At 54.4% G+C, this 20,692-nt stretch carries 18 protein-coding genes; 8 read left to right on the top strand and 10 right to left on the bottom strand.

The window, feature by feature from the left end:
* Window positions 1-57: 57 nt before the first annotated feature.
* From aroB to QNN88_RS19140, 7 genes are all read right to left on the bottom strand, one after another.
* Complete coding sequence (gene aroB / locus QNN88_RS19170; RefSeq protein WP_414241609.1) at window positions 58-1,146, bottom strand: 3-dehydroquinate synthase; 1,089 nt, start codon at window positions 1,144-1,146, stop codon at window positions 58-60.
* 58 nt (window positions 1,147-1,204) lie between these two features.
* The gene (gene aroK / locus QNN88_RS19165; RefSeq protein ID WP_042322869.1) at window positions 1,205-1,726 is read right to left on the bottom strand and encodes a shikimate kinase AroK; all 522 of its coding nucleotides are present in this window, start codon (window positions 1,724-1,726) and stop codon (window positions 1,205-1,207) included.
* Between the two features lie 308 nt (window positions 1,727-2,034).
* Window positions 2,035-3,273, bottom strand: coding sequence for a DNA uptake porin HofQ (hofQ, locus tag QNN88_RS19160; RefSeq protein WP_414241608.1), 1,239 nt, complete (start codon window positions 3,271-3,273; stop codon window positions 2,035-2,037).
* The gene (locus QNN88_RS19155) at window positions 3,185-3,589 is read right to left on the bottom strand and encodes a HofP DNA utilization family protein (RefSeq protein WP_414241607.1); all 405 of its coding nucleotides are present in this window, start codon (window positions 3,587-3,589) and stop codon (window positions 3,185-3,187) included. Before QNN88_RS19155 ends, hofQ begins: the two co-directional genes overlap by 89 nt.
* Window positions 3,579-4,037 carry a DNA utilization protein HofO gene (locus QNN88_RS19150; protein WP_414241606.1) on the bottom strand — a complete coding sequence of 153 codons (459 nt, stop codon included), beginning with the start codon at window positions 4,035-4,037 and terminating at the stop codon, window positions 3,579-3,581. Before QNN88_RS19150 ends, QNN88_RS19155 begins: the two co-directional genes overlap by 11 nt.
* Window positions 4,021-4,560, bottom strand: coding sequence for a PilN domain-containing protein (locus QNN88_RS19145; RefSeq protein ID WP_414241605.1), 540 nt, complete (start codon window positions 4,558-4,560; stop codon window positions 4,021-4,023). Before QNN88_RS19145 ends, QNN88_RS19150 begins: the two co-directional genes overlap by 17 nt.
* On the bottom strand, window positions 4,560-5,339 hold the full coding sequence (locus tag QNN88_RS19140; protein ID WP_414241604.1) for a type II secretion system protein GspL: 780 nt from the start codon (window positions 5,337-5,339) through the stop codon (window positions 4,560-4,562). Before QNN88_RS19140 ends, QNN88_RS19145 begins: the two co-directional genes overlap by 1 nt.
* A 120-nt stretch (window positions 5,340-5,459) precedes the next feature.
* Here QNN88_RS19140 and mrcA point away from each other — a divergent pair, with 120 nt between their 5' ends.
* A complete protein-coding gene (mrcA, locus tag QNN88_RS19135; protein WP_414241603.1) occupies window positions 5,460-8,012 on the top strand; it encodes a peptidoglycan glycosyltransferase/peptidoglycan DD-transpeptidase MrcA in 2,553 nt (850 codons plus the stop codon).
* Window positions 8,013-8,061: 49 nt separating this feature from the next.
* Here the strand turns inward: mrcA and nudE are convergent, their stop codons facing one another.
* The gene (gene nudE, locus QNN88_RS19130) at window positions 8,062-8,622 is read right to left on the bottom strand and encodes an ADP compounds hydrolase NudE (RefSeq protein WP_414241602.1); all 561 of its coding nucleotides are present in this window, start codon (window positions 8,620-8,622) and stop codon (window positions 8,062-8,064) included.
* A gap of 323 nt (window positions 8,623-8,945) precedes the next feature.
* On the opposite strand from nudE, the gene igaA reads away from it, so the two are divergent.
* The 5 genes from igaA (at window position 8,946) to pckA (ending at window position 15,119) form a co-directional block, all read left to right on the top strand.
* Window positions 8,946-11,078, top strand: a complete 2,133-nt coding sequence (igaA, locus tag QNN88_RS19125; protein ID WP_414241601.1) for an intracellular growth attenuator protein IgaA — start codon at window positions 8,946-8,948, stop codon at window positions 11,076-11,078.
* Window positions 11,079-11,143: 65 nt separating this feature from the next.
* Window positions 11,144-11,812, top strand: a complete 669-nt coding sequence (gene yrfG, locus QNN88_RS19120; protein ID WP_414241600.1) for a GMP/IMP nucleotidase — start codon at window positions 11,144-11,146, stop codon at window positions 11,810-11,812.
* 10 nt (window positions 11,813-11,822) lie between these two features.
* The gene (gene hslR / locus QNN88_RS19115; RefSeq protein ID WP_058587475.1) at window positions 11,823-12,224 is read left to right on the top strand and encodes a ribosome-associated heat shock protein Hsp15; all 402 of its coding nucleotides are present in this window, start codon (window positions 11,823-11,825) and stop codon (window positions 12,222-12,224) included.
* Window positions 12,225-12,248: 24 nt separating this feature from the next.
* Window positions 12,249-13,127: an Hsp33 family molecular chaperone HslO gene (hslO, locus tag QNN88_RS19110; RefSeq protein ID WP_414241599.1), complete on the top strand. Its 879-nt coding sequence runs from the start codon at window positions 12,249-12,251 to the stop codon at window positions 13,125-13,127.
* Between the two features lie 372 nt (window positions 13,128-13,499).
* Window positions 13,500-15,119, top strand: coding sequence for a phosphoenolpyruvate carboxykinase (ATP) (pckA, locus tag QNN88_RS19105; protein WP_414241598.1), 1,620 nt, complete (start codon window positions 13,500-13,502; stop codon window positions 15,117-15,119).
* A gap of 48 nt (window positions 15,120-15,167) precedes the next feature.
* Here the strand turns inward: pckA and envZ are convergent, their stop codons facing one another.
* Together envZ and ompR are read right to left on the bottom strand one after the other, a co-directional pair.
* Complete coding sequence (gene envZ, locus QNN88_RS19100; RefSeq protein WP_414241597.1) at window positions 15,168-16,520, bottom strand: two-component system sensor histidine kinase EnvZ; 1,353 nt, start codon at window positions 16,518-16,520, stop codon at window positions 15,168-15,170.
* Window positions 16,517-17,236, bottom strand: coding sequence for a two-component system response regulator OmpR (ompR, locus tag QNN88_RS19095; RefSeq protein WP_001157751.1), 720 nt, complete (start codon window positions 17,234-17,236; stop codon window positions 16,517-16,519). Before ompR ends, envZ begins: the two co-directional genes overlap by 4 nt.
* A 230-nt stretch (window positions 17,237-17,466) precedes the next feature.
* Between ompR and greB the strand changes: the two genes are divergently transcribed.
* Together greB and QNN88_RS19085 are read left to right on the top strand one after the other, a co-directional pair.
* Window positions 17,467-17,940 (top strand): transcription elongation factor GreB, encoded by a 474-nt coding sequence (gene greB, locus QNN88_RS19090; RefSeq protein WP_414241596.1) that lies wholly within the window; start codon window positions 17,467-17,469, stop codon window positions 17,938-17,940.
* A 98-nt stretch (window positions 17,941-18,038) separates the two neighbouring features.
* Window positions 18,039-20,357 (top strand): Tex family protein, encoded by a 2,319-nt coding sequence (locus QNN88_RS19085; protein WP_414241595.1) that lies wholly within the window; start codon window positions 18,039-18,041, stop codon window positions 20,355-20,357.
* The last annotated feature ends 335 nt before the right edge of the window (window positions 20,358-20,692 follow it).

Below are 20,692 nucleotides of genomic sequence, written 5' to 3'. Positions count from 1 at the left end.
CTAACCTGAATCTAAATGGCCGATACGTGAGCCGTATCAGTCCGACCTTTCTTGTTGTTACGCCTGCTGGCAATCAGCAATCGCGTTAAGAACTACCTCATGCGACACTCCGCCGCGGACTTCACTTTTCCCTATTGCCAGCGGAAGGACTAAGCGCATTTCCCCCGCCAACACTTTTTTATCACGCAACATGTGCGGCAGGTAAGCCTGTGCTGACATCTCGCGCGGTCCGTGAACCGGCAAGCCGGCACGTTTGAGTAATGTGATGATGCGCTGCGTCTCTTCTGGCGCGAACTGCCCCAGACGTTCCGACGTGCGTGCCGCCATTACCATACCCGCTGCGACCGCTTCACCATGTAACCAATTGCCATAACCCATTTCAGCTTCAATGGCATGACCGTACGTATGCCCAAGATTCAGTAAAGCACGTAAGCCGGTTTCGCGCTCGTCTGCGGCAACAACTTCGGCTTTCAGCTCACAACAACGACGAATACACCAGGACATTGCCGGTCCGTCCAGACGCAGTAACGCATCCAGATTCTCTTCCAGCCAGCTAAAGAATTCGCCATCAAGGATAATGCCGTACTTGATCACTTCCGCCAGACCGGACGCCAGTTCGCGGGCAGGCAGTGTTTTCAGACAGTCGAGATCTATCACTACGGAGGCCGGCTGATAAAACGCGCCGATCATGTTTTTGCCAAGGGGATGGTTTACAGCGGTTTTACCGCCAACGGAGGAGTCAACCTGCGACAATAGCGTCGTCGGGACCTGGATGAAGCGCACACCGCGCTGATAGCTGGCCGCGGCAAAACCGGTCAGGTCGCCAATGACGCCGCCGCCAAGCGCGACCAGCGTCGTATCACGACCATGCGGTTTTTGCAGCAAGGCGGTGAATACCGTATCCAGCACCGTCAGGCTTTTATACTGCTCGCCGTCAGGTAGGATGACGCTATCAACGTTCACACCCGCATGTTCAAGTACGCTGCGAATCTTATCAAGATAAAGGGGAGCCAGGGTTTCGTTGGTGACCAACATAACCTGTTCGCCCGATTTCAGCGGTAAGAATGAAGCTGGTTCGTTAAACAAACCAGCCGCGATGGTGATAGGGTAACTACGTTCCCCGAGAGTGACGGTAATCCTCTCCATGACGCGACATCCACCTTAATGACTTATACCCGCTTACCGAGTGTGTATTAAGCCAGAATCAGTTGCTTTCCAGCATATGGATAATCTGGTTTGCAACGACTTTGGCGCTCTGATCATCGGTACGAATGGTTACGTCGGCAATCTCTTCATACAGCGGATTGCGTTCGTCGGCCAACGCTTCCAGAACTTCACGAGGCGGCGCTTCTACCTGCAACAGCGGACGTTTTTTATCGCGCTGCGTACGCGCAAGTTGTTTTTCGATGGTCGTTTCGAGATAGACCACGACGCCACGCGCGGAAAGACGATTACGGGTTTCACGCGATTTTACAGAGCCACCACCGGTAGCCAGCACAATACCCTGTTTTTCCGTCAATTCGTTGATGACTTTCTCTTCACGATCGCGGAAGCCGTCTTCACCTTCTACGTCGAAGACCCAGCCCACATCAGCTCCGGTTCGTTTCTCAATCTCTTGATCAGAATCGTAAAATTCCATATTGAGTTGTTGAGCTAACTGGCGCCCAATAGTGCTTTTTCCGGCACCCATAGGCCCAACCAGAAAGATATTGCGTTTCTCTGCCATTTTTTCGGTACTACTAAGACTATTCGTTAATGATAAACCCGCGTCGCAGACACTGAGCGTAGCAGGACATGAACTGAAACCTCATAAGATATTGCGAGAGTCAGACTGAAAATTATCTCAATACTCAAGCGGGTTTGGCAACTGAATAAATCATCAAACCAGATTGTAGGCAAAACCCGAGTCGGCGTTGCCGGACGGCGATGAGAAGTACCGACTCTCAAATCGGTACTCCTTGTATGCTAAATAGCTGCGTACGTCAAATCCCTGAAACGAGTTAAGTGCAAAAACAACGGTGTTTCATGCATAAATCATTCTGTCGAGACCAATCTGGGCGTAATAAATACCACCAGCTCGCGGCGATCGTTTTCTTTCCCATCATGGCGAAAGAGTTGTCCAAACCAGGGGATATCGCCTAACAGCGGAATACTGTCTTTACCGGATTTGTTCTTGTTTGAAAAAATACCGCCCAGCGCCAGCGTCTCTCCACTTTTCACTTCAACCTGAGTTTCAATTTCTTGCTTATCGATAGCCAGCACCTCGCCGTCTGCCTGTTGCAGCATCTGTCCCGGCATGTTCTGGCTGATGCGCAGCTTCAGGCGGATCCGCCCCTTCGGCAATACCGTCGGGGTGACCTCCATCCCCAGCACAGCTTCTTTAAATTCCACCGACGTCGCACCGCTTTCACCGCTGGAAACCTGATAGGGGATCTCGCTGCCCTGTTTGATACTGGCAGGCTGCAGGTGAGAAGCCAGCAGACGCGGACTGGCGATAATATCGAGCTGCTGCTGTTGTTCCAGCGCAGACAACTCCAGATCCAGCAATCGGCCATTAATACGACCAATATTAAACCCGACGCGAGTGGTCGCATTTGCGACTGAAAGATCGCTGGCAATTGTCGTTACTTGCCCCACAGCCCCGGTCTTCTCAGCCTCTGCCAGCGTCCATTTCACCCCCAGCTCACGTAGACTTTTTTTATTAATGGTGACGATATGCGCCGCCAGTTCGACCTGTTCTATCGGAAGATCCATTTGCGTCACCCACTGTTCCACGAGCGCCAGCGTCGGCGGGTTATCCCTGACCAGCAGTCGATTGGTGCGCTTGTCCACCGTGAGACTGCCTTTCGCGCTAAGCAGTTTGCCTCCTGCATTCGCCAGTTCCGTAGCATCGGCGTAATGCAGGGCAATATGCCGATTCTCCAGTGGTAAGTTCGCCTGCCGTCTTGCAACCTCTGCCTCCTGGCGCGCCGTCTCTTCGCTCTGCCAGCTCTCAGAATGCACATGCAAAATCGACCCTTCCTGACGTAATATCAGTCCGGCGCTCTTCGCCACCGTCTGGAGCGCCTGTTTCCAGGGAACATCCGTCAGATGTAGCGATACCACGCCGCTGACGTCTGGTGACACCACCAGATTTTTTCGTTCCTGTTCAGCCAGCGCCTGAAGCACCTGCGTGACGGGGACGTCATCCACCACCAGCGTCACGTTCTGGTTTTTTCCGGCCTGAACCGGTAGCAGAACGGCGATTATCATCACCAGTATCCATTGCTTCATTCACATCTCCTTGTCTTTGCCAGTGCCACTGGGGCGGGTCACACTCTTTTCCTGTCCTCACGGTTAGCATCAGGGCAGTGAGTTGCACAATAGTCCAGCCGTTATCCAGAACCTCATGTTGCTCGACACGCCGCCAGTGATGCTGCCCGTCCTGCAGCAGCCCGATGTTTCGTTCCCCTCTGCTCACCATCCCCTGGTACTTCCATTGGGTCAGCTCTGCGCCATGACAGCGATCGTCCGGCGGGCGAAACGGATCGCGCATGCCGGTCAGCATCAACAAGGAAAGGATCACCAGTACTGCGTTCCTACCCTTCATGGAAGGACTCCAGAGTAAGCGTCAATACCTGTTCGTTGTTTTCCATCTTCAGCGAGAATCCACTCACGGCCATGCCTCGCGTCGCCAGATATCCGAATAACGACACCATTGCCTCCCACGGCGCCTTTACCGCGAGTTCGCCGCCCTGCACCGACGGCTGCCAGTGCAGTAACTGCACATCAGGCTCCTGAATCGAGAGGGGAGAAAACGGTGGCGTTTGCGATACCGGTGAGAGCTGCGGCTCTGTCAGTGCGCCGGAGAGGCGATACAACGTTGGCCTGAGCTGGCGGTTCGCCGCTCGTTGCTGATTAAGCGCCTCATCGCTCCCCCTTCCCGGGAAGAGCAAAAAACAGGTTGCGAGCGTACTCAGCACAACCAACCAACATCCCCAACAGAGAACGCGGGTACGCGGCGAGAAGGCACACCAGGCGTCAAAGAGGACGGTCATGCGCTTCTCTCCATTTCAGCTGATACTGAAACTGCCAGTATCCCTGCGCATCCCTCTGGGTGGTGCCAGTGTGGTTTATTTCAAACACCGGCGAGTCACGCAAGGCAGCTTCCAGCGCGCGAAGCCCAGAAAAGGTGAGCGTTTTTCCACTAAGCCCTAACGTATTCTGCTGGTAGTCCATGCTGGTCAGCCAGGCCTGCGCGGGTAAGCTCTCCGCAAGGCTTTCCAGCGCAGGCTGCCAGCGACGGGTCTGCTCCCACAATTGGTTTTGTTGCATGGTTTGCTGCGCCTGACGTTGACGCGACTCCAGGCGCGGCCTGGCTGTCGCCAGTGTCGCGGCGAGTTGCTGCTCCGCCTGCAGTAAAACCACATCCACCCGCCCATCAATACGGTGGGCAGCGTATACGCTCAGCATTGACACCACCGCGATCATCGCGGATGCGCTGAACAACCCACTCCAATAACGCACACACGCGTTACGTCGCTGTTGCCGCCAGGGCAAAAAATTGACAGGGGATTGCATCAGTGCATTCCCCCCAGCGCCAGCCCCAGTGCAACGGCGAACGTATGTCCCTCCATGGGGATGGGGGGGTGACGGATAGCAACCGCCTGCCAGGGATCAAAACCTTCTTTTGTGCAGAGCGCCACCTCTTCGGTCCTGAGGGAAAGCGCAGCAGCCAGGTGATGAAGATGAGTTACCTCTGCCAGCGATTTTCGGCCCCAGTCGTTACGCGTCGCCCACAACCACTGCGTGTCATCGCACCACGCCAGGCAGGTCTGTTCCGGGGAAAGAAAAGGCAGCAGACGCTGCAATGCGCAGGCATCCGGCGTGATCGCCGTGACGTTCACGCCGAGTGTTTTCGCCAGCGTCAGCAGCTCTGAAATCTCTTTGTCCTGGGCGGCGGTAACCGTATAGGCCGGGGCGAGCGCATCTTCACGATAATCAAAACGCAGTGCAGTCGGTTCCATGTCCAGTTCACGCGCCATCGCTCCTGTCAGCCAGGCCGTTTGTTCGTGCTCGCGAAGTGACATTGACGGGCGGGGAAAGCGCTTTTGCCGCGTCCGGCTCGCCGGAAAAGAGAGGTGAATATGGTGGCGCTGCGGCAGTTCGCGACTCCACGGTTGTAACACTGCCATAAGCTTCCCGGTGTTGTGAATATATCCGTCGCTGATGGTGTCTTGCGCCAGCGGCAGACGCCACCAGCGCTGTAGATACCAACCTGACGCGCCGCGAACGACGGCAACTGCCAGGGCTTCATGTGGCTGAATGTGCAGACCGACTTGCCAGAATCTGAAAGCCATTGCTGATGATCTCCTTATCACCCGTCGCTCTCGCGGGTATATCAATGCGTCTGGCTTGCCTTTATACTACCGCGCGGTTGTTTATAAACTGCCCAAATGAAACTAAATGGGAAATCTCCGGTGAAGTTCGTAAAGTATTTATTGATCCTTGCAGTATGTTGCATCCTGCTGGGAGCAGGCTCGATTTATGGCCTCTATCGCTATATTGAGCCGCAGTTACCTGACGTCGCGACGCTTAAAGATGTGCGTTTGCAGATCCCGATGCAGGTCTACAGCGCAGATGGCGAGCTCATTGCGCAATATGGTGAGAAACGTCGTATTCCGGTGACGCTTAATCAGATCCCGCCGGAAATGGTCAAAGCCTTTATCGCCACAGAAGACAGTCGTTTCTATGAACACCACGGCGTTGACCCTGTGGGGATCTTCCGTGCGGCAAGCGTAGCGCTGTTCTCCGGCCATGCCTCTCAGGGTGCAAGTACCATCACCCAGCAGCTCGCGAGAAACTTCTTCCTCAGTCCCGAACGCACGCTAATGCGTAAGATTAAGGAAGTGTTCCTGGCCATCCGCATTGAACAGTTGCTAAGCAAAGATGAAATCCTCGAACTCTATCTGAACAAGATCTACCTCGGTTACCGCGCTTATGGCGTCGGGGCGGCGGCGCAGGTCTATTTCGGTAAATCCGTCGACCAGTTGGATCTGGGTGAGATCGCGGTCATTGCCGGTTTGCCGAAAGCGCCTTCCACCTTTAACCCGCTTTATTCGATGGACCGCGCAACCGCACGTCGCAACGTCGTACTGTCACGTATGCTGAGCGAAGGGTATATCACCCAGGCACAGTACGATCAGGCGCGTAACGAGCCGATCGACGCCAACTATCATGCGCCGGAAATCGCTTTCTCCGCCCCGTACCTGTCAGAAATGGTGCGTCAGGAGATGTACAGCCGTTACGGTGAAAACGCCTATGAAGACGGTTACCGCATTTACACCACCATTACCCGCAAGGTGCAGCAAGCCGCGCAACAGGCGGTACGTAATAACGTGCTGGATTACGACATGCGCCACGGCTATCGCGGCCCGGCTAACGTGCTGTGGAAGGTGGGCGAAACCGCGTGGGACAGTAAGAAAATCACCGATACGCTGAAGGCACTGCCAACTTACGGGCCGCTGTTACCGGCAGTGATAACCAGTGCAAACCCGCAGGAAGCGACGGCAACCCTGGCAGATGGCACTTCTGTCTCTCTGCGCATGGAGGGTATTCGCTGGGCGCGTCCTTATCGTTCAGATACTCAGCAAGGTCCAACGCCGCGTAAAGTGACTGACGCGGTGCAGACCGGTCAGCAGATCTGGGTGCGCAAGATGGGCGAAGCCTGGTGGCTGGCGCAGGTTCCGGATGTGAACTCCGCGCTGGTCTCTATCAATCCGAAAAATGGAGCCGTGCTGGCGCTGGTCGGCGGTTTTGACTTTAACCAGAGCAAGTTCAACCGTGCCACCCAGGCGCTGCGTCAGGTCGGTTCTAACATTAAGCCGTTCCTTTACACCGCCGCAATGGATAAAGGTCTGACGCTGGCGAGTATGCTGAACGACGTGCCCATCTCCCGCTGGGATGCCGGTGCCGGTTCCGACTGGCGTCCGAAAAACTCACCGCCGACCTATGCAGGCCCGATCCGTTTACGCCAGGGGCTGGGTGAATCGAAAAACGTGGTGATGGTACGCGCCATGCGGGCAATGGGCGTGGACTACGCGGCGGAATATTTGCAACGTTTCGGCTTCCCGGCGCAAAACATTGTGCATACCGAATCTCTGGCGCTGGGCTCCGCTTCCTTTACCCCACTGCAGGTCGCTCGCGGTTATGCGGTGATGTCGAACGGCGGCTTCCTGGTCGACCCGTACTTCATCAGCAAGATTGAAACCGACCAGAACGGCGTGATTTTCGAAGCCCGGCCGAAGATTGCCTGCCCGGAATGCGATATTCCGGTGATTTACGGCGATACGCAAAAATCCAACGTTCTGGAAAACAGCAATGTTGAAGATGTCGCCATCTCTGGCGAGCAGCAAAACACCGCCGTGCCAATGCCCAAACTGGAACAGGCAAATCAGGCGTTAGTGGCACAGACCGGGGCGCAAGAGTACGCACCGCATGTGATCAACACGCCACTGGCCTTCCTGATTAAGAGTGCACTGAACAGTAACATCTTCGGTGAGCCCGGCTGGATGGGCACCGGTTGGCGTGCAGGTCGCGACCTGAACCGCCGCGATATCGGCGGAAAAACCGGGACGACCAACAGCTCAAAAGATGCCTGGTTCTCCGGCTATGGCCCAGGCGTTGTCACCTCTGTGTGGATTGGCTTTGACGATCACCGTCGTGACCTTGGGCGCACCACTGCTTCAGGCGCGATCAAAGATCAGATCTCCGGCTACGAAGGCGGCGCGAAGAGTGCGCAGCCTGCATGGGATGCCTACATGAAGGCGGTGCTGGAAGGGGTTCCTGAAGAGCCGCTGACACCGCCACCGGGTATTGTCACGGTCAATATTGACCGCAGTACCGGGCAACTGGCGAACGGCGGCAACAGCCGTGCAGAGTATTTCATCGAAGGCACGCAGCCAACGCAGCAGGCGGTGCATGAGGTGGGAACGACCATTATTGATAATGGCGAGACGCACGAACTGTTCTAAGTAAAAAAGGCGCTACGGCGCCTTTTTTACTTACTACAAAGGATCCCGTTTACAGCCGCCCCTGCCCTTTCAGCCATTCGCGCACGAGGAACAATGCGCTCACATTTCGTGCTTCGGTGAAGTCAGGGTCTTCCAGCAGATCCATCAGATGCGCCAGCGGCCAGCGTACCTGCGGCAGCGGTTCTGGCTCATCACCTTCCAGTGATTCGGGATAGAGATCTTCAGCCACCACGATGTTCATTTTGCTGGAGAAGTAAGAGGGCGCCATGCTGAGTTTTTTCAAAAAGACCAGATCATTTGCCCCAAAACCGACCTCTTCTTTCAGTTCCCGGTTCGCCGCTTCAAACACGCTTTCGCCAGGATCGATCAACCCTTTGGAAAAGCCCAGTTCGTACGACTCCGTCCCCACTGCGTATTCACGAATCAGGATCAGATGATCGTCTACGATCGGGACAATCATTACCGCTTCACGAGTAGAGGGACGCATCCGTTCATAGACGCGACGTACGCCGTTGCTGAATTCGAGGTCCACGCTTTCTACGCTAAACAGCCGCGACTGTGCGACAGTTTCAACATGCAGAATGGTGGGTTTTTGTAATGATTTGCTCATCGTGAGAATCTATGCCGTGAAATCTGTCGTTATTGTGCGATACGCAACACGGTTTCGGCAATGTGTATTGCCGTTTATTTACATTTATGTAACCTAATAAAAATATAATTCCTGTTTCAAATTAAAAGTCAATAGGTTGAAATAGGTCCAGGAATTTGCTGATATTCCGCTTTTGCAGGTTTTGCTATCATCAGCACTTACTGGGATGCGCTGAAAATGCTCAAGTTCAACTCCATGCTTGCCGATAGCCAACCACGGAATCACGTTTATTGTGACAGGGTGCGACTGACCACGCCTGACAGATTAAGTAAGATGGGGAAAGCATGAGCACCATTCTGATTTTTTTAGCGGCGTTGCTGGCCTGCGCGTTATTGGCCTGGTGGCGACTTAATGTCCGGGCCAGGCGGCGTAAGCTGCCGTGGACCCACGCGTTCTCAGAGGCGGCGACGCGCAAACTCACGCCAGAAGAACGCAGCGCCGTTGAAAATTATCTTGATAGCCTGAGTCAAATTCAGCAGGTACCCGGTCCAACGGGCGCCAGCGCAGCCCCCATTTCCCTGACGCTGAATGCTGAAAGCAATAACGTCATCATTCTGACCCATTCGATCACCCGCTACGGTATCAACACGGACGACCCGAATAAGTGGCGCTACTACCTCGATTCCGTCGAAGTTCACCTGCCCCCCTTCTGGGAACAATACATTAACGATGAAAACAGCGTTGAACTGATCCACACCGATACGCTGCCGCTGGTGATCTCGCTGAATGGCCACTCTCTGCAGGAGTACATGCAGGAGGCTCGCGGTTATTTGTTGCAGCCCACCACATCCACACAGGCGTCGATTCGCGGTGAAGAGAGCGAACAAATTGAGCTGCTGAATATTCGTCAGGAGACGCATGAAGAATACGCGCTCAGCCGCCCGGCAGGTTTTCGCGAAGCGTTGTTGATTGTCGCCGCCTTCCTGTTGTTCTTTTTCTGCCTGGTGACGCCGGACGTCTTTGTGCCCTGGATGGCAGGCGGTGCCGTGCTATTACTGGCAGCAGGATTGTGGGGCTTATTCGCGCCGCCGTCGAAAACGGCACTGCGCGAAATTCACTGTCTGCGTGGAACGCCCCGTCGCTGGGGTCTTTTTGGCGAAAATGACCAGGAACAGATCAACAATATTTCGCTGGGGATTATAGACCTGGTTTATCCGACCCACTGGCAGCCTTACATTGCGCAGGATCTCGGTCAGCAAACGGATATTGATATTTATCTCGATCGCCACGTTGTGCGTCAGGGGCGGTTTTTATCCCTGCATGACGAGGTGAGAAACTTCCCGCTGCAACACTGGGTACGCAGCTCGATTATTGCCGGCGGTTCATTGCTGGTATTGCTCATGCTACTGTTCTGGATCCCGCTCGATATGCCGATCAAGTTCACGCTGTCGTGGATGAAGGGCGCACAAACCATTGAAGCAACCAGCGTAAAACAGCTCGAACAATCCGGTGTGCGCGTCGGCGACACGCTGAACCTACTCGGCACTGGCATGTGTAATATTCATGCGCAGGGCAGTTGGGGCGCGCAAACCAGCTCACCGTTTATGCCGTTTGACTGCTCGCAAATTATCTGGAATGACGCCCCTGCGCTGCCGTTGCCAGAATCCGATCTGGTGAACAAAGCCACCGCGCTCTCGCAGGCCGTTAACCGCCAGCTGCATCCAAAACCGGAAGATGACTCCCGCGTCAGCGCAGCCTTGCGCTCCGCCATTCAGAAGTCTGGCATGGTGCTGTTAGATGACTTTGGCGATATCGTTCTGAAAACCGCTGATTTGTGTGCGGCAGAAGATGAATGCGTGCGCCTCAAAAATGCGCTGGTCAACCTGGGGAACAGCAAAGACTGGAGCGCACTGGTGAAACGAGCCAACGCAGGTAAACTGGACGGCGTTAATGTTCTACTGCGTCCCGTCAGCGCCGAATCGCTCGATAATCTGGTCACGACCTCCACCGCGCCCTTTATTACCCGCGAAACGGCTCGCGCCGCTCAGTCGTTGAACAGCCCCGCCCCTGGCGGATTCCTGATCGTTAGCGATGAAGGCAGCGATCTGGTCGATCAACCGTGGCCAAGCGTGGCGCTGTATGATTATCCGGCACAAGAGCAATGGGGCGCCTTCCAGCGGCTGGCGCAAATGCTGATGAACACGCCGTTTAGCGCCGAAGGGATTGTGACCAATATTTATACTGATGCCAATGGCACACAGCATATTGGCCTGCACCGCATTCCCGATCGTTCCGGTTTGTGGCGTTATCTCGGCACCACGCTGCTGATGCTGACGATGTTGGCCTGTACGCTCTATAATGGCGTACAGGCATTCCGCCGCTATCAGCGCCATCGCACCCGTCTGATGGAGATTCAGCAGTACTATGAAAGCTGCCTGAATCCGAAGCTCATCAGCTCTCCGGAAAGCCTCATCTGATAACATGACGGCGGCATCGGGTGTGCTACCCTGTGCCGCATCGCGTTTTATTCTGGAGAGTTCCCATGCATATTGATATTGCCTGGCAGAACGTGGATACCGTTCTGTTAGACATGGACGGCACGCTGCTCGATCTGGCGTTTGATAACTACTTCTGGCAAAAACTGGTGCCTGAAACCTATGGGGCGCAGAACGGGATCTCGCCACAAGAGGCGCAGGAACGCATCCGCCAGGAATATCATGCCGTGCAGCATACGCTAAACTGGTACTGTCTTGATTACTGGAGCGACCGTCTGGGCCTGGATATCTGCGCGATGACCACCGCAATGGGGCCACGAGCCGTATTGCGTGATGATACGGTCCCTTTTTTAGAAGCGTTAAAAGCCAGCGGCAAACGTCGCATTTTGCTGACTAACGCGCACCCGCATAATCTGGCCGTGAAGCTGGAGCACACCGGTCTGGCCTCACACCTTGATTTATTACTTTCTACCCACACATTTGGTTATCCCAAAGAGGATCAGCGGTTATGGCGCGCCGTAGCGGAAGAAACGGGAATGAGTGCGGAGAAAACGCTATTTATTGATGATAGTGAACCCATTCTCGACGCGGCGGCGAAATTTGGTATTCGGTATTGCCTCGGTGTGACGAATCCCGACTCTGGCATTGCGGAAAAACAATATGCGCGCCATCCGTCATTGAATGATTACCGCCGACTGATCCCCTCACTGATGTGAAGGAGTCGCCATGAAAGAAAAGCCCTCTGTTGAGGTCAGACTGGATAAATGGCTGTGGGCTGCGCGGTTTTATAAAACCCGCGCTCTGGCCCGTGAGATGGTGGACGGCGGTAAGGTTCACTATAACGGACAGCGCAGTAAGCCGAGCAAGATCGTCGAGCTGAACGCCACGCTGACGCTGCGCCAGGGCAACGACGAGCGAACGGTGGTGATTAAAGCGATCACCGAGCAGCGCCGACCGGCCAGCGAAGCCGTTACTCTGTATGAAGAGACGACGGAAAGCGTCGAAAAACGCGAAAAAATGGCGCTGGCACGTAAGCTTAACGCCCTGACCATGCCGCACCCGGACAGGCGACCGGACAAAAAAGAGCGCCGCGACCTGTTACGATTTAAACACGGCGACAGTGAATAACTGTCACCCGCAAGAGAGATGATTATGCCGCAACATGACCAATTACACCGCTATCTGTTTGAAAACTTTGCCGTGCGCGGCGAACTGGTAACCGTATCGGAAACCCTGCAACAGATCCTCGAAAACCATACGTATCCGCAACCCGTAAAAACCATATTGGCTGAGTTGCTGGTGGCTACCAGTTTGCTCACCGCGACCCTGAAGTTCGCCGGTGATATTACCGTTCAACTCCAGGGCGATGGTCCGCTGAGTCTCGCGGTGATCAACGGCAATAACAATCAGCAGATGCGTGGCGTAGCGCGTGTGCAGGGCGAGATCCCGGAAGAGGCAGACCTGAAAACGCTGGTCGGTAATGGTTATCTGGTCATTACCATTACCCCGGAAGAAGGCGAGCGTTACCAGGGTGTGGTCGGCCTGGAAGGCGATACGCTGGCGGCCTGTCTGGAAGATTACTTCCTGCGTTCTGAGCAGTTGCCAACCCGTCTGTTCATTCGTACTGGCGATGTTGATGGGAAAGCCGCGGCAGGCGGGATGCTATTGCAGGTAATGCCGGCACAGGATGCGCAGGCGGATGACTTTGATCATCTGGCCACGCTGACCGAAACCATCAAGGCAGAAGAGTTATTAACTCTGCCGGCCAATGAGGTGCTGTGGCGTCTGTATCACGAAGAAGAAGTTACCCTTTACGATCCGCAGGACGTTGAGTTCAAATGCACCTGCTCACGCGAACGCTGTGCTGGCGCACTGAAGACGCTGCCGGACGAAGAGGTAGACAGCATTCTGGCGGAAGAAGGCGAAATCGACATGCATTGCGATTACTGCGGGAGTCACTACCTGTTCAATGCGATGGATATTGCCGAGATCCGCAATAACGCCTCCCCTGCCGATCCGCAGGTACATTAATCGACCATCGAATCAGGCCGGGCTGCGTAACGCGCCCAGCCTTCTCCTTTAAAATTCCGCACTTTTTGCTAAAAATTTCTTTCGTGATGAATCGATATTTTATATGTAAGTCGCTTGTTAATTTCTTACATGAATGCGATTACACTCACAACATTTCCGTGAAAAATACCAATATTTAACGTTTTAGGAACATTTTCCACAACTAAAAAGTCATTCCTGCCATAATAAGCCCCGCTTCGTGACCGGAGTCACAGCGTTTTCAGTCAATCGTGATTTTGTCCAGATAAGTAAATCTATGAGCCTTGTCGCGGTTAACACACCCAAAAAAACCTTACTATTTCAGGTAATACATATTGGCTAAGGAGCAGTGATATGCGCGTGAAACGATTAACCCCGCAAGATCTCAAGGCTTATGGTATCAGCGACGTTCAGGATATCGTCTACAACCCCAGCTATGAAACCCTCTACCAGGAAGAGCTAGACCCGAGCCTGGAAGGTTACGAGCGTGGTGTGTTGACGGACCTGGGTGCCGTTGCAGTTGATACCGGTATTTTCACCGGACGTTCGCCGAAGGATAAGTACATTGTTCGTGATGACACCACGCGTGACACGCTGTGGTGGTCCGACAAAGGAAAAGGTAAGAACGACAACAAACCGCTGTCCCAGGAAACCTGGCAGCACCTGAAAGGATTAGTCACTAAACAACTTTCCGGTAAACGTCTGTTTATCGTTGATGCTTTCTGTGGCGCAAACGCCGACACCCGCCTCTCTGTTCGCTTCATTACCGAAGTGGCGTGGCAGGCACATTTCGTGAAGAACATGTTCATCCGCCCAAACGATGACGAACTGGAAGGCTTTGAGCCTGACTTTATCGTGATGAACGGTGCGAAGTGCACGAACCCACAGTGGAAAGAGCAGGGTCTGAACTCCGAAAACTTTGTCGCCTTCAACCTGACCGAACGTATCCAGCTGATTGGTGGGACCTGGTACGGCGGCGAAATGAAGAAAGGCATGTTCTCGGTGATGAACTATCTGCTGCCGTTGAAAGGCATTGCCTCTATGCACTGCTCCGCCAACGTGGGCGAGAAAGGAGACGTTGCGGTGTTCTTTGGCCTGTCCGGCACCGGGAAAACCACCCTCTCTACCGACCCGAAACGTCGCCTGATCGGCGATGATGAGCATGGCTGGGACGATGACGGCGTGTTCAACTTTGAAGGCGGTTGCTACGCAAAAACGATCAAGCTGTCGAAAGAAGCAGAACCGGAAATCTACAACGCGATTCGTCGTGATGCGCTGCTGGAAAACGTCACCGTGCGTGCCGATGGCACTATCGATTTTGACGATGGTTCGAAAACCGAGAACACTCGCGTCTCCTATCCGATCTACCACATCGACAACATCGTTAAGCCGGTTTCCAAAGCCGGGCATGCCACGAAGGTGATCTTCCTGACCGCTGACGCCTTTGGCGTGCTGCCGCCGGTTTCTCGCCTGACAGCCAACCAGACGCAGTATCACTTCCTGTCTGGGTTCACCGCTAAACTGGCGGGCACGGAACGCGGCGTCACTGAGCCGACGCCAACCTTCTCCGCGTGCTTCGGCGCGGCCTTCCTGTCGCTGCACCCGACGCAGTATGCTGAAGTGCTGGTGAAACGTATGCAGGCCGCCGGCGCACAGGCCTACCTGGTCAATACCGGCTGGAACGGTACGGGCAAACGTATCTCCATCAAGGATACCCGCGCGATTATCGATGCTATCCTGAACGGCTCTCTGGACGACGCGGAAACCTTCAGTCTGCCGATGTTTGATCTGGCGATCCCGACCGAACTGCCGGGTGTGGATACCCGAATTCTCGACCCGCGTAATACCTACGCGTCTCCGGAACAGTGGCAGGAAAAAGCCACCGCCCTGGCGAAACTGTTTATCGAGAACTTCGAGAAATACACGGATACCCCAGCAGGCGCAGCGCTGGTGAGCGCCGGTCCAAAGCTGTAAGGTCACGCTCCTGAGCAGTAAAAGGGGAGGCATTTCGCCTCCCCTTTTTTACGCCTCTTTTGCCGTTCCCTGGACCCGAACGACAGGAACGGGTAACCAGGCACGGATAGAGAGCCCGCCCCGCTCGCTGGTGCCAATCTCCAGCAGCCCGTTATGGTTGTCCACTATACGCTGTACAATTGCCAGTCCCAGACCGGTTCCGCTGGTACTGCGCGCACTGTCGCCGCGTACAAAAGGCTGGAACAGATGTTTACGTTGTTCAGGCTTAATGCCGGGACCGTCATCTTCGACCTGGAACCAGGCGCGATGCGGCTCCGTTCCGCTGCTGACTTTGATCCATCCATTGCCATAACGTGCAGCGTTCACCACCATATTGGCGACCGCACGCTTGATAGATAGCGGGTGCATCTTCACCTGAATGCTACCCGGCTGAAGCGCCGTCTCAATTTCACGCTCATAGCCGCTTTCTGCCGCCACCACTTCACCCAGCACGGCATTGAGATCGGCCATCTCCATCGGCATCTCCTGCCCGGTGCGCAGGTAGTCGATGAATTGTTCGATGATCGCGTTGCACTCTTCGATATCTTTATTGATGGACTCCGCCAGATACCCATCCTGCTCGCCCATCATCTCTGTCGCCAGACGAATACGCGTCAGCGGGGTACGAAGGTCATGACTGACCCCCGCCATCAGCAGCGTTCGGTCATCCGCTAACTGCTTCACCCCAGCCGCCATATGGTTGAAGGCGCGGGTCACTGAGCGGACCTCAGACGCGCCGTACTCACGCAGCGGCGGCGGAATAATACCTTTCCCTACCTGTAATGCGGCATGTTCGAGATCCACAAGGGGTCGGTTTTGTATACGAATAAACAGCCACGCTCCCCCTATCGCCAGCAGCATGATGGCCAGCGTATAGCGGAACAGCGGGGAGAAATCGCCCTGATGAATTTCCGTTAACGGAACGCGTACCCAGATATTGGGCGACAGCCAGGTTTTCAGCCAGACCACCGGCGAGCTTTTGTTGACCTCAACGCGCACTTCCGTCGGGCCACCCAATTGCTGCGCCATCTGATGGCTTAAGAATTCATAGTGTTGCGCCCAACGCAGCCCCGCTTCTTCGGCGGCCTCGTTGGAATAAAGAGAAATCCCCAGCTCACGGTAAATTTCCCGGCGAAAAGCGGGAGGCACCACCAGTTGCGTACCGTCCTCCAGTTGCAGTTTATCAGTCATCAGCATACGCACTTCGTAGGCCAGGACCTTATTAAACTGCTGGAGACTCGGCAAAATCGCAAAGTTCAGCACCACCAGATAGGTCGTCACCAGGCTGACAAACAGCAGAGTGACGATAAGCAACAGCGTGCGGGCAAATGAACTTCGTGGCGAGAAGCGCATTCGCCTCATGCTTTAGAACCGTCCGGTACGAAAACGTAGCCCAGGCCCCACACGGTCTGAATGTAGCGCGGATGAGCGGGATCTTCTTCGACCATACGACGCAGGCGGGAAATCTGTACGTCGATGGAACGTTCCATCGCCGAATACTCACGGCCACGCGCCAGGTTCATCAGCTTGTCACGGGACAGTGGCTCACGCGGGTGGCTTACCAGCGCTTTCAGTACTGCAAACTCACCACTGGTGAGCGGCATCGGCTCGTCTTCACGAAACATTTCACGCGTTCCGAGGTTCAGTTTGAACTTACCAAAGGCGATGACGGCCTCTTCCTGAGAAGGCGCGCCCGGCAGTTCGTTCGCCTGGCGACGCAGCACCGCGCGAATACGCGCCAGCAGTTCGCGTGGGTTAAAGGGTTTCGGGATATAGTCATCGGCGCCGATTTCCAGGCCGACAATACGGTCAACTTCTTCCCCTTTCGCCGTGACCATAATAATTGGCATCGGGTTACTCTGGCTGCGCAGACGGCGGCAAATAGAGAGGCCGTCTTCACCCGGTAGCATCAGATCCAGTACCATAAGATGAAATGATTCGCGGGTCAGCAGACGATCCATTTGCTCAGCGTTAGCGACGCTTCGAACCTGGAAGCCCTGCTCGGTCAGATAACGCTCAAGCAGCGCACGCAGACGCATGTCGTCATCGACCACCAGAATTTTATAGTTCTCTTGCATTATTTGTACTCCCAAAGGTTCGCAACAATTAATTGATGGTATGTATTCTTAAAAAAGCTAACGTTCGCCACCAGTGAATTCTGGTATGAATTCCAGGCTAAATTGTTACAAAGCATATTTAACAGCAGCTTAAGTATACAATGAAACGCGCAGCACATTATTTATTCTGTCAGCGGGATGACGTAATACGAATTGTGCGCTTCGTCACAGACTTAAAGGTAATCAATAAGATGAAAACGCCCCTGATCACCCGGGAAGGGTACGAAAAACTCAAAAGCGAGCTCAACTACCTGTGGCGTGAAGAGCGCCCGGAAGTCACAAAGAAAGTCACCTGGGCGGCAAGTCTGGGTGACCGCAGTGAGAATGCCGACTACCAGTATAATAAAAAGCGGCTACGTGAGATCGACAGGCGCGTCCGCTATCTGACCAAATGCATGGAGAATTTGAAGATCGTCGATTACTCCCCGCAGCAGGAAGGCAAAGTGTTTTTCGGCGCATGGGTTGAGATCGAGAATGATGATGGCGACACGCGTCGTTTTCGGATTGTCGGCTACGATGAAATTTTCGGCCGCAAAGACTACATCTCGATCGACTCACCCATGGCGCGCGCGCTGCTGAAAAAAGAGGTCGGCGATCTCGCGGTTGTGAATACGCCTGGTGGGGAAGCAAGCTGGTACGTCAATACGATCGAATACGTAAAATGAGCAGGAACAATCTGAACCCCCGCTCTATGGCTGGCGTTTTTGCCCGTCAATCCGTATAACTGTTCCCTGATTTTTTACTCAGTAGATGAAGCCAATCCATGATGAATGATTCTTTCTGCCGCATTATTGCGGGTGAAATTCAGGCCCGGGCCGACCAGGTCACCGCTGCCGTTCGCCTGCTTGACGAAGGGAACACCGTGCCGTTTATCGCACGTTACCGTAAGGAGATCACCGGCGGTCTGGATGATACGCAACTGCGTAATCTGGAGACCCGACTGGGCTATTTGCGTGAACTGGAAGAGCGCCGTCAGGCCATTCTGAAATCCATTTCCGAGCAAGGCAAACTGACCGATGAACTGGCCAACGCTATCAACGGCACGTTAAGTAAGACCGAGCTCGAAGACCTTTATCTCCCGTATAAGCCCAAACGCCGCACCCGTGGACAGATCGCGATGGAAGCCGGTCTGGAACCGCTGGCCGACCTGTTGTGGAACGACCCGTCACACGATCCGGACACCGAAGCGGCAAAATATATCGATGCAGAGAAAGGGGTTGCCGACAGCAAAGCCGCGCTTGATGGCGCACGCTATATCCTGATGGAACGCTTTGCCGAAGACGCCGCGCTGCTGGCAAAAGTACGTGACTATCTGTGGAAAAATGCCCATCTGGTTGCCAGCGTTGTCAGCGGCAAGGAAGAAGAAGGCGCGAAATTCCGCGATTATTTCGATCATCATGAACCGATCGCCTCTGTGCCTTCTCACCGTGCGCTGGCGATGTTCCGGGGCCGTAATGAAGGCGTGTTGCAGCTTTCGCTGAATGCCGATCCGCAGTTCGATGAGCCGCCGAAAGAGAGCCATTGCGAGCAGATCATTATGGATCACCTCGATCTGCGTCTGAACAACGCACCGGCAGACAGCTGGCGCAAAGGCGTGGTGAGCTGGACGTGGCGTATCAAGGTGTTGATGCATCTCGAAACCGAGTTGATGGGAACCGTCCGCGAACGCGCGGAAGACGAAGCGATTAATGTATTCGCCCGTAACCTTCACGACCTGCTGATGGCGGCACCAGCGGGCCTGCGCGCCACTATGGGTCTTGATCCAGGTCTGCGTACCGGGGTGAAAGTTGCGGTGGTGGACGGCACCGGTAAGCTGGTCGCCACTGATACCATCTATCCTCATACCGGCCAGGCAGCGAAAGCCGCCGTGGCGGTGGCTGCACTGTGTGAAAAGTACAATGTGGAACTGGTGGCGATTGGTAACGGCACCGCCTCGCGTGAAACCGAACGCTTCTTCCTCGACGTGCAGAAGCAGTTCCCGAAAGTCACAGCGCAGAAAGTGATTGTCAGTGAAGCCGGAGCATCGGTCTATTCTGCGTCTGAACTGGCGGCACAGGAATTTCCGGATCTTGACGTCTCTTTGCGCGGCGCGGTATCCATCGCGCGTCGTCTGCAGGATCCCCTCGCCGAACTGGTGAAAATCGATCCGAAATCCATCGGGGTTGGCCAGTATCAGCATGATGTCAGCCAGACTCAGCTGGCCCGAAAGCTGGACGCGGTGGTGGAAGACTGCGTGAACGCCGTTGGCGTTGATTTGAATACGGCATCGGTTCCGCTGTTGACGCGTGTAGCCGGTCTGACCCGCATGATGGCGCAGAATATCGTGGCCTGGCGCGACGAGAACGGGCAGTTCCAGAATCGTCAGCAACTGCTGAAAGTCAGCCGTCTGGGGCCAAAAGCCTTCGAACAGTGCGCAGGCTTCCTGCGTATTAACCACGGCGATAACCCGCTGGATGCGTCCACCGTTCACCCGGAAGCGTATCCGGTTGTGGAACGTATTCTGGCGGCAACGCAACAGGCCCTGAAAGACCTGATGGGCAACAGCAGCGAACTACGCAATCTGAAAGCCGTCGACTTCACCGACGACAAGTTCGGTGTTCCGACCGTCAGCGATATCATTAAAGAGCTGGAGAAACCGGGTCGTGACCCGCGTCCGGAGTTCAAAACCGCCCAGTTCGCCGATGGCGTTGAAACCATGAATGACCTGCAGCCGGGGATGATTCTGGAAGGCGCGGTGACTAACGTCACCAACTTCGGCGCATTTGTGGATATTGGCGTACATCAGGATGGACTGGTCCATATCTCATCGCTGTCGAACAAGTTCGTCGACGATCCGCACACCGTGGTGAAAGCAGGCGATATCGTGAAGGTGAAAGTGCTGGAAGTTGATCTGCAGCGCAAGCGTATTGCCCTGACGATGCGTCTGGACGAACAGCCTGGTGAAACCAATGCCCGTCGTGGCGGCGGCGGAAACGACCGTCCGGCAGCGAAAGCAGCAAAACCGCGTAGTCGTGAAGCGCAGCCTGCTGGTAACAGCGCGATGATGGATGCGCTGGCAGCAGCAATGGGTAAAAAACGTTAAGTTTGGATCATGTGCCGGATAGCGGTGGAAACATCCTGTCCGGCATATTTACGCTGTTCTCTCGCCACCGCATTAAACTTTTCACTTCGTTAACAGATGAAACCTTAATTAAACATTAACAACGTTCATTTATTAATAATTCAAATCATTTTACCTGACAGTTATTATTTTTGAGCCATATCAAAAATAACGCAGATTATTATTCAAACCAACATTCCGTCACATTTAATCGGTTGAAGATAAAAACCATTCTCATTATCATTGCATTGTTGATTATTTACTCTTTCCTTCGTTGGCTAATCATCTGGTCTCATGCCGCGCCTCTTTGCCCCATG

Source organism: Citrobacter sp. ANG330 (assembly GCF_047467925.1).
Classification (GTDB): Bacteria; Pseudomonadota; Gammaproteobacteria; order Enterobacterales; family Enterobacteriaceae; genus Citrobacter_A; species Citrobacter_A amalonaticus_G.
This window is presented reverse-complemented; position numbering and strand designations above follow the sequence as displayed.